Source organism: Luteolibacter ambystomatis (genome assembly GCF_018137965.1).
GTDB lineage: Bacteria > Verrucomicrobiota > Verrucomicrobiia > Verrucomicrobiales > Akkermansiaceae > Luteolibacter > Luteolibacter ambystomatis.
Window position 1 is genome coordinate 1,983,270 of sequence record NZ_CP073100.1, and the last position, 14,285, is coordinate 1,997,554.

Consider the following 14,285-nt stretch of genomic DNA (forward strand, 5'->3'; position numbering starts at 1 on the left):
TGACTCCGGTCAATGGATTTCCCCGTCTTCACGGTAATTTCACACATCCCGTCATCTTCACATAAAATCCATCGTCCGGCGCTCCAAATTCCTTGCCACCGACATCGGCCCAACTATGCGTGATATCGGTCGATCGACACCACCATGCCAGCCATCAAGCGCTTGTTTGTCCACGGGTTCCCCGGCCTCTACGGCGGGGCGGGTACGGAACTCCACCCACCCGGTTGCGTCCATCGCGAGAAGGAGGGGCTGGAGACTTGTTAGGAGGACGGGATCTGACAGGCTTCAGGCGACATCATCGGACGAGTCGCGCTTCTCATCCGCTTCCGAAACCCGCATGGTTGAAAGACGCTCTGGAATGCGGGCTTGGTTGGCGGAAACAGGACTTACAGTGTGGGTGGAGTTTGTCTTGAAGCGTTCGGAATGGTAAGACCGCAAGCCGTCACGAAGCCTCTGCGCACGAGAAGCTCCGATCCGGCTTTGGCATGAAAACCGAATGGCACGCCTACTGCGGTTGGTTGCCACCATTTTTTATTCCGGGAGCCACGCACCATGCCCTTGGCGGCGCGTGCAGTTTACTTTACTCCGCAACCGAAATGACTACATAAACATTTTTAGGAGCTTTCTCGAGTTGTACAATTATAGGTGAAAAATTTGGTTTATCTGAGCGACCTAAGGAGTCATGACGAACAACCAGACTATCACCATATAGCTTCAGGCTATGCTTTCCTGTCTCGTTTGAAAAAAGACCGCGAACCAAGAAGGCCTTTTTACCATTATCTTGCCGATAGTAGTGCCCTGTGAGGTACTTCGCCTGCTCAGGAGTCAATTCCTTTGATGAATTTCCCCCCAACCAACCTACGGCGGTGTAAACATGTGTGAGGCCAACTACATAAAAATTGGTCTCGGCCACCTCTGTTGCGGGAGTTGAAAGTGTTTCTGGAGGGTTTTTCAGCCAATCTTTGGGCGATGGCGGATTTGGGTCAGCACCAAGAGAAAGAGTATTTCCCGCGATCGTCACCGCCAGAACCATCATCGCGATTCCAACACATGTTTTCATTCAAATAAAATACCCATGTTGATTTTTCATCGCAATCACATTGTCGTAGCGCCATCCATACTATCGCCAAAGGTCTGTCTCATCGGCACTACGGAAGCCGATCAACGAACTTCCCGGAAGTAGTCGTTGTCCTGGGTGTTCACGGACATCGCGTGCGCCTTGTCGTCGCGCCGACACTCTACCCCGCCCACCCGGTTGCGTCCATCGCGGGAAGGAGGGGCTGGAGACTTGTTAGGAGGACGGGATCTGACAGGCTTCAGGCGACATCATCGGACGAGTCGCGCTTCTCATCCGCTTTCCGAAACCCGCATGGCTGAAAGACGCTCTGGAATGCGGGCTTGGTTGGCGGAAACAGGACTTACAGTGGGTGGAGTTTGTCTTGAAGCGTTCGGAAGGGTAAGACCGCAAGCCGTCACGAAGCCTCTGCGCACGAGAAGCTCCTATCCGGCTTTGGCATGGAAACCGAGTGGCACGCCTACTGCGGTTGGTTGCCACTTTTGTCGGCATCGGTCAGTTTAATGATGGCACTCCATTTCTCATATTCCTCAGGCTTTTTATTGGGCCCCATATTATCTAATTTGAAGACGGTCGATCGGACCTCCAACTCGTCGTCCTTTCTGAATTTAACAATATCCGTAACCCACATTCCTTTATTATCGCCGCACACCAAATACCCATCGCCCAACATTCTAGATTGAATTCTTCCATCTGTGGATTTCAAAACCAACAACCCAGAAAAATTATACCCCAACCCATGCCGTTTCCTGATCAACAATACACATCTATTTTTCTCAGCGATGGCCCCCCAAACACTCCCATCTGCTTGGGAAAACAATACCATCCCGTTTTGATCTCTAATCTTCAGCAATCGCTGATCCTTTTGAATACTCAGCTTAAATACTTCACTTAGCGACAAATCACCCTTCAATTCGTCTTTGGGAATAGTTTCGAATGGAATCTTATCGACAAGAGAGGCGTCTCCCCCTCGAGCCCAACAAGAAAATAGAAACAATACTAAAATCGCCTTTCTCATAAATCAATTAAAGCCTATAAGTATATGAATTACTACCCTCCCCGCTAGACCCAGGCCCTTCCCCCGGGAGTACCAGGAACGTCTACTCGCGGCCCGACTTGGGTTGCTCCGGGGCTATATGGAAGAGTAGTAAATGCCAATGTTCTTGTAAAACTCTTGGGGAATTCGTCATCGGTATTGGGGCACTCATCCACACATCGATCTACCTTTGTGCTCATACTCCGAATCGACTGCGGAGGATCACCTGATATTGATCTTTTCAGATCGCAGGTATACGTCAACAAAATCCAGTCGCCCGGTTTGGGGATCGTGGTCATGTTGCCCGCCAGATCGTAGGCGGGTTGCACCACGCTTGCCGGACCATCCAGACTGACGATCTGGTTGGCCTGGTTGTTCACGCGGCTTTGGTCGAGCGCCGGGCTTTCGCTGTAATTGGAGTTCCAGTTGCCGGTCTCATCGAAGTTGAACAGCTCCTGCTGCTGGCGGTTGTCGACCCCGGTGTAGGGCGGACCGAAGGAAGGCACCAGATTGCCGCGATCGTGGCGGGTCACCTGCTGGAGACCGTCATACCAGTAGTAGTTGTCCTGGGTGTTCACGGACATCGCGTGCGCCTTGTCGTCGCGCCGACACTCTACCCCGCCCACCCGGTTGCGTCCATCGCGAGAAGGAGGGGCTGGAGACTTGTTAGGAGGACGGGATCTGACAGGCTTCCGGCGACATCATCGGACGAGTCGCGCTTCTCATCCGCTTCCGAAACCCGCATGGCTGAAAGACGCTCTGGAATGCGGGCTTGGTTGGCGGAAACAGGACTTACAGTGGGTGGAGTTTGTCTTGAAGCGTTCGGAAGGGTAAGACCGCAAACGGTCACGAAGCCTCTGCGCACGAGAAGCTCCGATCCGGCTTTGGCATGAAAACCGGGTGGCACGCCTACTGCGGTTGGTTGCCGCTATTCACTTTTCTCTAAACAAATCATTAACGTTCGATTCAATAAATTCTCGCCGAGGAACACCGCCTCTAATGCGGTCTATAATCGACATTACTTCTAGAGGCACACGCAAACCCACAACGACAACACCATCATCGCATCGATCACACACAATTCTCCCAATAACATCCCCAACCCTACATGGATGCAACCCATCATCCAAAATAACAATATACCCAGAGTGAAAACTTTCTATTTGAAACACACAGCCATCACTAACCAGTTCAAATATCACTTGCCCCCGAACGACATACGACCCATTCGGCACCACCCACCCATTCATTTTCAAGTCCTCAGGCAGCGACAATGACACAACAGGAACGTAAACATCTTCAACTATCATAGCCAAATATTTGTTTTAATTTTATCGAACTTAGCCATTGGTCCAAGCGCCCGTCATACCCTCAAGAATCGGCTTACCCACAGGAACCACCGGGAACGAGAACGGACAATCCTCCTTCTTGAGCGCAGGCACCACAACTATTGAAACATCCGAACATTTATATACACAACTGCAAGAAGTGGATCCACCATGTTCCAATGGCACACCAGACTCATTCATAAATGGACTACCAAACCTATCGAATGAGCATATAGGAACTCGCCTTTTGGGCTTTGGGTCTGGTTGGGGCAAGACGGGTGGCAAGACGGGTGGTTTAGGCTCGGGTTTAGGCTCGGGATCGGGATCGGGGTTCAGCGATGGATTTTTCTTACGCGCAGCATCAACTGCCGCTGCCGCGACAAGCATTGACACTCCAAATGTCTCCGAAATTTCAGCAGCTGTCATCCCCGCAGCGGCCGCACCAGCCACCCCTCCAGGAAGTGTAAGCTGGAGGCCAAGATAGTCTTGACCATCGATAGGATTATCGCCGACGAAATTATATAAATTCAACCCACCCTTCTCCCCTATCGGATCCATTGAAATCCACCTACCGAGATCTGGATGGTAATACCGGTATCCGTAATTATAGAGGCCCGTCTCCACATCTTGGAATTCCGCGTGGAATAGGAAGTTCCACTCGTAGCTGCTGGACGAGCGCGATGCGAATGAAGCGTCCATGAAGCTCACAGGGCCGAAGGCATCGTAGCCGTAGCGCTCCACCACCGCACCCGTCGCATCGATCAGAGCCACCGGATCGAGGTAGTCCTTGAGCGGATAGAGCACCTCGTTGAGGGTTCCTCCTCCGGTCGAACGCAAACGACGAACCAGATCCCAGCGGTCCAGCGGATTCCAGTCATACTTGTGATCGATCACCGTTGGCGTCGCCACCGGGCGCTCTTCCAGCACCCGCCACTGGTTGTCGTAGATGAAGTTCTTCGCCACCCCGCCCACCGTGGTTTTCACCCGGCAGTTTCTGGCATCGTAGGCATAGGAGGCGATCACCGTCGCGCCGCTCTTCACCGTCACCAACCGGTTCCAGGCATCCCATACAAGGTCATAACCCGCCGTCCAGTCGCCCGGTTTGGGGATCGTGGTCATGTTCCCGGCCAAATCATAGGCGGGCTGGACCACGCTCGAAGGACCATCCAGGCTGACGATCTGGTTGGCTTGGTTGTTCACGCGGCTTTGGTCGAGCGCCGGGCTTTCGCTGTAGTTCGAATTCCAGTTGCCGGTCTCGTCGAAGTTGAAGAGTTCCTGCTGCTGGCGGTTGTCGATCCCGGTGTAGGGCGGGCCGAAGGAAGGCACCAGATTGCCGCGGTCGTGGCGGGTCACCTGCTGGAGACCGTCATACCAGTAGTAGTTGTCCTGGGTGTTCACGGACATCGCGTGCGCCTTGTCGTCGCGCCGCCACTCTACCCCGCCGACGCGGTTGCGTCCATAGCGGGCATGCACCTGATCCCCGCCGGTGTTCTTCCAGAGGGTTTCCACCAGCCGCCCGAAGCGGTCGAGGCCGGTGTATTTGTCACCCGCATCGCCCGTCGAACCGTTCTGCATGGTCCATTCCGAAATCGGCACCGTGCTCGAACCCGCTGAATATACCTTCTGGTCCACCAGCGTCCCCAGCCCCAAATACGAGGTCCTGAGGATCGAAATCGGAGTGGAGTAGTCGATTTCGTCCGGCCGGCTCAACGCATCGGCCATCGCCGAATTGTAGACAATCTGAACCCCGACGGAGGAAATGATGCTGGATCTCGTCATCCGCAGGGTATTGGCGCTGCCGTTCGCATATTCGTAGGAGACCCCCACCGAGGGAGAAGCCGCAGAGCCATTGGGCCGCTGGGTTTCCGAGGTGAGCTGGTTGAAGACATTGTAGCTGGACAGCACCTGGTTGAGGTTGACCGAACCATCCACGTTCCAACTGCTCTGGACCGAGAGCAGGCCGTTCGGGTTGTAGCCGGTGGTGATCCGGCCCACCGTGGTGTCCACGCCGGTGCCGAAGGCCTCGACCTGATCGACCAGAAGGCGGCCGAGCTTGTCGATCTGGTAGGCATGCACGGTGCCGTTCTGATCGGTCATGCCCGTCACCTGGAGCTGGCGGTTGTAGAGGTAGGTGATCCGGTCGGCGGTGCCGGTGCTGTCCGGATAGATCTTCTGGAACACCAGCCGGTTGCTGTTGATGGTGGACCCTTGGGCGATGCTCACGCCGCGGACCCACTCCGTGACCTGCAGGCCGGTGTCCGGGTTCTCGCTCTTGAGCTTGGTCAGCCAACCGTCATCGGTGTATTCGTAGTGGGTGGTGCGCGAGCCAGTGGCGGCATCGTTCTCCACGGTGGTGACGAGGCGGCCGGCATCGTCGTAGAAGCGGGAGTTGGTGATATCCGCCGGATCGGTGGCGGCCGTCGCATTGCCCGCGGCATCGTAGAAGGTGGAGTTCACCAGAATGGTGTCCGAGCGCAGAGGGACGATCTGGCTGCGGTTCCACGAGGTTCCACCATTGGTGCCGTAGGTCGCCACGGCCACCAGGCGACCGGTGGCATCGGCATACCCGGCGGCATAGCTCACGCGGGCCTTCGGCTGGGTGGTGGAAGCGGGAGTGCCCAGAGGACCGTCGCCGCTGGCGTCGTCGAAGCGCTTGCGGCCAATCGTGCTGATCAGGTTCCCTACTTCGTCGTAGGCCATTTCCTGCTGCTCCATGACCACGCAGTGCGACATGTCGGTGGGATCGGTGGTCGGACTGTCACCGGTGTCCGGATAAGCCTGGTAGGAGACAGCCAAGCGGCCGACCGCGTCATAGACATTCGCGGTGAACAGCTTGCTGCCGGAGGGGGCGTTGCGGGCCACCCGTCCGGTGGCGTCGTAGTAGAGCGACGACTTCTGGCGGTTCGTCGAAATGCCGTTGCTCTGGTAATTCCAGATGGTGAAGGCGCGTCCAAGCGCGTCATATTCGGTATTCGTCCGCGCGATGGAGTTGCTCGGGGCCGCGGCGTCGGTCTTGTAGGTCCGCTGGGAGGTGACCAGATTCCGGTTGTCGTAGGCGTAGGTGTCGATGAACGCCAGGGGGAACTCGTCGAAGTGACGCGCCGAAGTTAAGAGGCGGTTGCGGAAGTCGTAGGTGTTCGTCGTCACCCGGTCGTTCGCGGTGTTTGTGTCCACCGGCGCGGTGACCTGGGTCACGTTGCCGTTGGCATCGAACTCGCGCACCGTCGTCACACTCAGGCCCGCCACCGTGCCGAGTTCCTCCCGCACCGGCCAGCCCATCGCGTTGAATGTCGTCTGGTCGATCGTCGCCCCGGCACACATCGTCCAATTCTGGCGGCCCACGCTGTCATACGCGAACAGCTTGCGACCGTAGTTCTCCGACTGGTGGCCGTAGCCGCCGAGCGGGATGTTGAAGTAGGTCCATTGCTCCTTATACTCAGACGCGCGGTCGCTGAGGCCGACGGTCCAGCGGGTCCAGGTTTCCTGGCCAAAGACGGTGTCCGGCGCGGGGATGCCCTCGCCGTCATAGACCGCCTGGATCAGCGACGACTGGCGCCAACCGGCGTAGGCCGCCATGTCCGCGGGCGGTGGCAGGTTCGGACGGTTGATGCTCACCGGCCCGACGATCTGGTCGACCGCCGGGCCAACGGTGGTGCGGTAGCCATTGAAGGTCCACGTGCCCTCGATGTCGTCCTGGAAATAGGTCCAGCGGCAGGTGCGCAGCGCGGTGGGCGTGCCGGCGAGATCGACCTCATGCTCCGGTCCCAGAGTCAGAATGGTGCGGCCGCGGCGGTCCAGTTCGTAGTCGGTGACCAGATTCAACCCCGTGGGGTCCTGCGTCATCCTAGTCATGCCGCCGGTGGCCGCATCGTATTCGTAGGTGGTCGCCACGCCGAGTTGGTCCACCGTCTTGATCAAGGCACCGAGGGTATTGAAGTGCGTCTCGGTCTGGTAGGACGCGCCGGTGCCGTTTTCACTCGTCGGGACCACCGGCAGATGGGTGGTCTTTTTCGAAATCTGGTTGGTGCCGCTGTGGTAGTCGTAGGAGTAGGTCGTGACGACCTCCTGCGTACCGGCATCATCCCGGTAGGTGGTGCGCTTGTTGACCACGTAGATCGTGCCGTTGGCCGTTTCCGGGCACGCCTGGTATTCCAGCTTCTCCTGCGGAATCAGGGTTCCGGAGGTGCCATTCTGGATCTTCGTATTCTGCAGATAGCCCGCGGCCGTATAGTCGTAGACAGTGATTTTCCCCACCGTGGCCGAGAGGTTCACCAAGGTCGGGGTGCCTTCATCAATGCCTTCGATCGCGGAGCCGGACGCCGACAGCAGGATGCGGCCGCTGCCTTCCTCGAACTGCTGGCACAGCGGATACCACGTCTGGTCACCATCCTGGACCATCTTGAGCATCAGCTGGCCGCTGCGGTTGTAGTAGCAGCTCATCACCGAGCCGTCCGCGCGCACCACCTCCGTGCAGGAGGCCCAGCCGGTGAACGCCGAAGCGGGCGGCACCGGGTTGGTACGATAGCTGAAGGTCTGCTGATACCGCCGCCCGCTGGTGTAGAACAGCGTCACCCGGTTGTTCGCATCGTACTCCGCGAACTCCGAAGCGGCGTATTCGTTGAGCTGGCTCTCCGTGGCCTCCTCCGGATCGATGCCGTTGTTCATCATCTGGCGGTGGATCTGCGGCGGGATCACATGCCGCATCCGGTTGCTGCCGGGATGATAGCTGTAGAAAGTGGTCGAGATCGGGGCATCACCCCAGTCCGCCGGTTCTCCCGCGGGGGCGCGGTTTTCCCACAGCTTGACAGTCGTCAGGTTGCCATCGGTGTAGCCGTAGGTGGTCTTGAGCACCGGATCATCGTCCACCTCGTACTTGAGCTCCGAAGTCATGCCCGCGGTGTTCGTCTCATAGCGGTAGCGGTTCGATCCGCCACCCAGGCTGGGGATGTTGATGTCCTTGAGGCGGTCGCCGTCGAAGGTGAAGTTGGCGGCGACGTTGCCCGCGCCGACCATGGTCTTGAGCTTGCCGTTGATGTCGAAGGTGAACTTCTTGCCCGTGCCCTGCAGCATCGTGTAGATGCCGCCGCCGCCGACCTCGCTCTTGAACGAGAACTGGTCCTTGACGAAGTAGAGCGTGTTGAAGGTGGTGGTGCCGCCCGGAGGCGGAGGAGGAGTGCCCGGAGGCAGGCCGCAGACGGCGCGGTCCTGCTGGGGTTTGCACACGATCGGGCCGCTCGCCGGGCCGCTGCTGTTGGTGCCGGAGAGGCCGGCGCAGCCGCAGGCGATCCACTTCTGGCCGTGGTCCGCGCCATTGCTGCCGGGGCCGCCGGAACGGCTGCTGTAGGAAAGGCCGGTATCGATCACCACGTCGCCCTTGCCGCCGCCGCGGGGGGCGGGTGGATCGCCCTTGGGACGGTTGCCGCCCGCGCCGGGATCGCCCTGGGGTCGGCGGCTGTTCGGCCCCGGATCGCCCTTCGGCAGGCTGGAGGGATTGGCTCCGCCGGAGCGGTTGCCGCCATAGGCCGGCATCCCGGCGACCTGCGCATTGGCCGAACCGTCGGACAGGGAGACCGAGCCGCCGCCGGCGTCACCCGATTCCGCGTTTTCCGAAAGACCACCCTCGCAGGAATCCTCACACGAGCCGGAGGGACACGACGGCGAAGGCGGCAGGCTGGAGGTGAACTCCGAGGAGGACGAATCACCGGACGAACCACTGTCGGAGGACGACGAGCTGCTCTCCGAAGGGCCCGAACCGGAGGAGGAATCCGATGAGGAGGAACCACTGTCAGCTCCACCCGAACTCGAAGACTCGGATTCCGACGAGGAGGACCCGCTGTCCGGGAATTCCGAGGAGCTCGAAGATTCAGAAGATGGTGCGGACGAGGACGACGAAGATGAGGATGACGCCATAAAAAGAGGCTGGTTCCAGCTTCCTCGCTGAAATCAGAATCCATGACTCCGGTCAATGGATTTCCCCGTCTTCACGGTAATTTCACACATCCCGTCATCTTCACATAAAATCCATCGTCCGGCGCTCCAAATTCCTTGCCACCGACATCGGCCCAACTATGCGTGATATCGGTCGATCGACACCACCATGCCAGCCATCAAGCGCTTGTTTGTCCACGGGTTCCCCGGCCTCTACGGCGGGGCGGGTACGGAACTCCATCACCAGATCGTCGTCTGGCAGCACATGGGAATCGAGGTGAACCTCATTCCGAGCATGAAGAACTATGAGTTGGAGCCGTTGTATCCCGAAATGCTGGAACGCGGCGTCAAGATCCACCCCCACAACGAATGGCCTGCTGTGCAGCCTGGGGATCCCGTTCTCGGTTTTTGCAACTCTGAATTCCTCAACAACTTGCACGAAATCCGCAAGCGCACGCGCCGCACGGTGTTCCTCAATTGCATGACCTGGCTTTTCCCCAAGGAGAAGGACCGGATGGCCAACGGCGAGATTGCGATGTTCCTCTACCAGAACGAGGACGTGCTCCGGAAACACGAGCCGGAACTCCGGGCGCTGAACGAAGATCCCGAAGTCCGTTTCATGACCTTCAGGCCGTACTTCGACACCACCCGTTTCCCTTTCCACGCCTCCCGCGAATCCGAGTACTTCGGCTGCGGCCGGATCTCCCGCCAGGATGCCGACAAGTTTTCAAAGAACACATTGCATATCTACGAGTATTTTGTTTCCCCGAGATTCAAGCGTGGCTTGTTCCTTGGGTTCGACCAAAGGAGCGAGACCAAGATCGGCAAACCTTATAACTGGATCCGCACCGCCCGGGATCATCACGAAATATCCCAACAGGACTTCTACAAACACTGTGAGATCATTCTCCAGCCGACGGACACGACCGAAAACTGGCCGCGCGTCGGATTCGAGGCGATGGCCAGCGGCAGCGTGCTGATCGTGGACAACCGCGGCGGATGGAAGAAACAGGTCGAGCACGGAGTCACCGGCTGGCTGTGCGACCACGAGCGCGACTTCATCTACCATGCCAGCAGGATGGCCTACGAGCCCAACCTCCGTGCAGACATGGCGGAAGCGGCACGATTGCGTGGCTTGGAGCTCGGCGGGTTGGAAGCCTCGATCGCCAGTTGGGAGGAGGTTTTCGAAGCAATCGCCAAACTTCCCGAGTGAGGCGGGGAACGGGATGCAACCAGCGCCATCGATGTCCACCCTTCCTTCATCACCCTCCGGGGCCCTTCTTCCGAAAATCCTGGTTGGGATCTGCAGTTGCCGTGCTTATCCGGAAAAGCGTGCCGCCGTCCGTGAGACATGGCTCGCGGAGGCCCGGCCGAACATCGAGTGCCGCTTCTTCGTGGGCCGTGGAGAGACGGCCCTTCCGGGGGAGGCCGATACGATCCAACTCGATGCGGACGACTCCTATCATTGGCTGCCGGAGAAAGTCATCGCGTTCTTCAAACATGCCCTCGCCACATCGGACTTCGAATGGTTGTTCAAATGTGACGACGACACCTATGTGGCCTTGGACCGTCTCACCGGCTTGATCGATCCCGCGTTCCAACTCATCGGCAGCGAGTATGTCCAGCAACGGGGCTCTCCCAGCGGAGGAGCCGGGTATTTCCTGCCCCGGGACATGGTGGCGAAGATTGCCGCCGACCGGACGCTACCGCTTACAGGAGCGGAAGATGTCATCATCGGAGAAGCGGCTGTCCGCCTCGGAGCTAAAGCGTTGGGTTCCGCCCGCTTGAGAATGAGCGCGACTCCCTTCCCTCGTCCCGAAAACGAGGTGGTGACGGCGCACTGGTGCTCACCGGACCGCCTCAGGGCGGTGCATGCGATCTACCGGACCGATCCCATCCGCATCACCCGCTATCGGCATCCCTACTGGCATGACGACATCTTGTTTTACGAAAGCGGCCATTTTGTCCGGCGGGCCACCGCCTGCTCCGGCACCTGGACCACGGATACTTCGGGCACCCGCCATCTGGTCTGGTACGATTGGGAGGAACAGATTCAGATCCCATCGCCTCCCGCCGTGAGGAGCCGGGTTTTTGACGCCCTCCATCACCATTGGAGCGATATGGTGGTGCTGCACCCGGACGGCACCTTCCAGCGCGCCTCGACAAGCTGCGGCGGCCGTTGGACGGAAGCGGATGGAGTTCTCCTTTTGAACTGGGCGCAGTGGCCATCCGATACCCTGAAGGCGGAGGGCGACGGCTACAGGAGTGATTCGCTGGTTTTGAAAGAGGCGCCGTCCCTGTCGGATGACTGGCCGGAGCGTCCTCTGGTTTCCGATGAGCGGATCTCCCGAACCGGGGAATGGAACGGGCAATGTCCCGACCATGGCTGTTACGATTTCCGGCTGGGGAATGCCATCGCGGAACTGCTCGCACGCCAAGGCTGCCGGTCGGTCGTGGATTGCGGCTGCGGCTCGGGACGGTACACGTCGTTGCTGCGTGTCCGCGGTTTCGAGGCGATGGGATTCGATGGCAACCTTGAGACCGATGTGTTGTCAAAGGGAACCTGCCGGAGCAAAAATCTGAGCCGGCCAGTGGAACTCCCCTTGTCGGACGCCGCGATCTCATTGGAGGTCGGCGAGCATATTCCGGCGGAATACGAGGATGCGTTTCTCGACAACCTGGTTGGTGCCACCCGCTCCCTGCTCGTATTGAGCTGGGCGGTTCCCGGGCAAGGTGGCCGCGGGCACGTGAACCTGCGGCCGAACCTCCATCTCGAAGAGCAATTGAAACGGCGCGGCATGGTTCGTTGGCATTTCGCCGAGCACCTTCTGCGTGAGCAGTGTTCGATTGGTTGGTTCCGCAATTCGCTGATGGTTTACCGGCGGTCACCACAGAGCGAAGACACCACCACGCTGTTCGCTTTCGAAAGCCATCCGGATGAGCGCTCGAAAAGAGAAGAAATCAGGCGGTCCATCCTTTCGCACAGCGACGATCGCGCACAGATCTGTTTCTTTGCTCCCGAAGAAAGCGGTCGGCTGATGGACGAAGCCGACTTTATCCAGGTGCCGTTGGGAGAGCAGCGCACACCGGACGCCGTATTGCATGGCTTCCTCGCGCAAGCCGTTCATTCCAGCGATTTCAGCCACCTCGTCATATCGACCACCGAACACGGTTCTCCCGTCGGGACGAATGGCTCCAACGATGGTGGATCCCGGTGGTCGCGGGAAGAAGTGGAGCAATGGGTCCATCGTTTCAACCTGGGTTTGAAGACCCCGGGTCCCACCCATCTCACAGTTGGGCTCGCGGGCGGAATGGGCAACCAGATGTTCCAGTATGCTTACGCCCTCCGGCTGGCGCGCCAGTTCGGCCTTCCCCTCAAAACCACCTTCCTCCCGCTCGGGCGGGCGTTCGCCCTTCGCATGTTCGGAATCGAACCGGATGCCACCCCGAGCTCCCCCTTCGAGAAAATCGAATACTGGGATTCCTACCCGGGGCCCGTCGGCTGGACCGTGGCAGGAAGGATTCGTGAATCCTCCACCCCCGAAGTCCTGATCGCCGGATACTTTCAGAATGAGGAATACTTCCTACCGGTGGCCGATGAGATCCGGAGGCTGTTCAAAATCGAACCCCATCTTCCCATCTCTTGTGGGGAACGGCTGCCGGTTGCGATTCATGTCCGGAGGGGTGACTTTCTGACCGTTCCTCAGCACCAAGTCTGTGGAATGGATTACTATCGCCGGGCGATGGAGCTAATGAGGAACTTGGTTCATGCTCCTCAGTTCATCGTGGTTTCCGATGACCCGGATTGGTGTTCAGCGGAGTTCGGAGGCGCGGACGATGTTTTTGTCTGTGGCATCCAGAACGAAGCCCAGGCAATGGCCACCTTCGCCGGGTGCCGTGCATTCATTCTCTCCAACAGCACCTTTGGTTGGTGGGGCGCCTGGCTCGCGAACGCGGCCCCGGTCATCGCGCCGGACCGGTTTCTCAACAGCCGTGAGTGGCAAGCCTGGCCCGATCGCTGGATCACGATCCCGGCATCGCTTTCCTCCCCACCGAAGGGGCCGGTGCCTGTTGTCGTTGGCGCCAAGTCGAATGGCGGCAAGGAGGCCGTCGTGACGGAGCACCTGCCTATCCGGCTTGGGCTGCTCTTCCTGACGCGGCAGGATCTGAACCACCCGCAGCTTTGGAAGCAGTTCATCGACTCGGCAGACGGCGAGGTTGCCGTGTTCGTCCATCCCAAACACCCGGCTGAAATCCGGACTCCGTGGTTGAAGGAGCATGTGATCCGGGAGCTTCATCCCACGAACTGGGGGGACGCTTCGTTGGTCCGGGCCATGCTCGCGCTACTCAAGGAAGCGTTCAGGGATGCGACGGTAACGCACTTCGCGCTCTTGTCGGAAAGCTGCATCCCGATCAAGGCCTGGCACCAAATCAAAACCGCCTTGCAATCCGATCCGAGATCCAGAATCGACGAGCAGACCATTGATAGAATGTCAGGATCCCACCGTGGGCGATTTCAATCCAGCAGCAGGGTGTTATCCTCCAGCTGGCGCGTGCATTCGCAATGGGTGCTGTTGGACCGGCAGGCTGCAAGCGAGATTCTGCTTGCAGGCCGCCTCAATGATTTCGGAAATGTGTTTGCCGCTGACGAGCACTACTTCGGAACGATGCTGGCTTCGCGTGGCTATCCGGATGACAAGCTCAACCGCTCTTCTGCAATCTGGATCAGATGGGCCGGAAGTCCTGTTTCATTCGAGCACCTGGACGAAGCCCTCATTGAGGAACTACGACGTTTTCCCGGGTTCTTCGCGCGGAAGTTCCCACCTCAAGCGGACATTCAATCGGTTCGATTTTCAGAAGATTAACGGGTATTGGATTCATGAAGACCTCTTACATCGCAATCGGCTTTATTCCCGGT

Annotated in this window: 7 protein-coding genes and 1 pseudogene; 4 read left to right on the plus strand and 4 right to left on the minus strand. The window is 58.6% G+C overall.

Features of this window, described 5'->3' with window-relative positions:
- Nucleotides 1–580 precede the first annotated feature (580 nt).
- The 4 genes from KBB96_RS07585 to KBB96_RS21230 form a co-directional block, all read right to left on the minus strand.
- Nucleotides 581–1,060 carry a hypothetical protein gene (locus KBB96_RS07585; RefSeq protein ID WP_211634028.1) on the minus strand — a complete coding sequence of 160 codons (480 nt, stop codon included), beginning with the start codon at nt 1,058–1,060 and terminating at the stop codon, nt 581–583.
- A gap of 475 nt (nt 1,061–1,535) precedes the next feature.
- The gene (locus KBB96_RS07590; protein WP_211634029.1) at nt 1,536–2,093 is read right to left on the minus strand and encodes a hypothetical protein; all 558 of its coding nucleotides are present in this window, start codon (nt 2,091–2,093) and stop codon (nt 1,536–1,538) included.
- 44 nt (nt 2,094–2,137) lie between these two features.
- Nucleotides 2,138–2,689: a hypothetical protein gene (locus KBB96_RS07595; protein ID WP_211634030.1), complete on the minus strand. Its 552-nt coding sequence runs from the start codon at nt 2,687–2,689 to the stop codon at nt 2,138–2,140.
- Nucleotides 2,690–3,451: 762 nt separating this feature from the next.
- A complete protein-coding gene (locus tag KBB96_RS21230; protein WP_211634032.1) occupies nt 3,452–8,968 on the minus strand; it encodes an RHS repeat domain-containing protein in 5,517 nt (1,838 codons plus the stop codon).
- Nucleotides 8,969–9,116: 148 nt separating this feature from the next.
- Here KBB96_RS21230 and KBB96_RS07605 point away from each other — a divergent pair, with 148 nt between their 5' ends.
- The 4 genes and pseudogenes from KBB96_RS07605 to KBB96_RS07615 all read left to right on the plus strand — a co-directional run bounded on the left by KBB96_RS07605 (nt 9,117) and on the right by KBB96_RS07615 (nt 14,232).
- Nucleotides 9,117–9,380, plus strand: coding sequence for a hypothetical protein (locus KBB96_RS07605; protein ID WP_211634027.1), 264 nt, complete (start codon nt 9,117–9,119; stop codon nt 9,378–9,380).
- 156 nt (nt 9,381–9,536) lie between these two features.
- Nucleotides 9,537–10,580: a glycosyltransferase gene (locus KBB96_RS07610; protein ID WP_211634033.1), complete on the plus strand. Its 1,044-nt coding sequence runs from the start codon at nt 9,537–9,539 to the stop codon at nt 10,578–10,580.
- Nucleotides 10,581–10,611: 31 nt separating this feature from the next.
- Nucleotides 10,612–10,947, plus strand: a pseudogene (locus KBB96_RS21310) (glycosyltransferase family protein); the annotation flags it as partial.
- Nucleotides 10,948–14,232 (plus strand): alpha-1,2-fucosyltransferase, encoded by a 3,285-nt coding sequence (locus KBB96_RS07615; RefSeq protein ID WP_264176992.1) that lies wholly within the window; start codon nt 10,948–10,950, stop codon nt 14,230–14,232.
- The last annotated feature ends 53 nt before the right edge of the window (nt 14,233–14,285 follow it).

What these genes read in the sequence shown, in the direction of transcription:
- KBB96_RS07585 (WP_211634028.1), bottom strand. Translation starts at nt 1,060, where the DNA reads ATGAAAACATGTGTTGGAATCGCGATGATGGTTCTGGCGGTGACGATC.
- KBB96_RS07590 (WP_211634029.1), bottom strand. Translation starts at nt 2,093, where the DNA reads ATGAGAAAGGCGATTTTAGTATTGTTTCTATTTTCTTGTTGGGCTCGA.
- KBB96_RS21230 (WP_211634032.1), bottom strand. Translation starts at nt 8,968, where the DNA reads ATGCCGGCCTATGGCGGCAACCGCTCCGGCGGAGCCAATCCCTCCAGC.
- KBB96_RS07610 (WP_211634033.1), top strand. Translation starts at nt 9,537, where the DNA reads ATGCCAGCCATCAAGCGCTTGTTTGTCCACGGGTTCCCCGGCCTCTAC.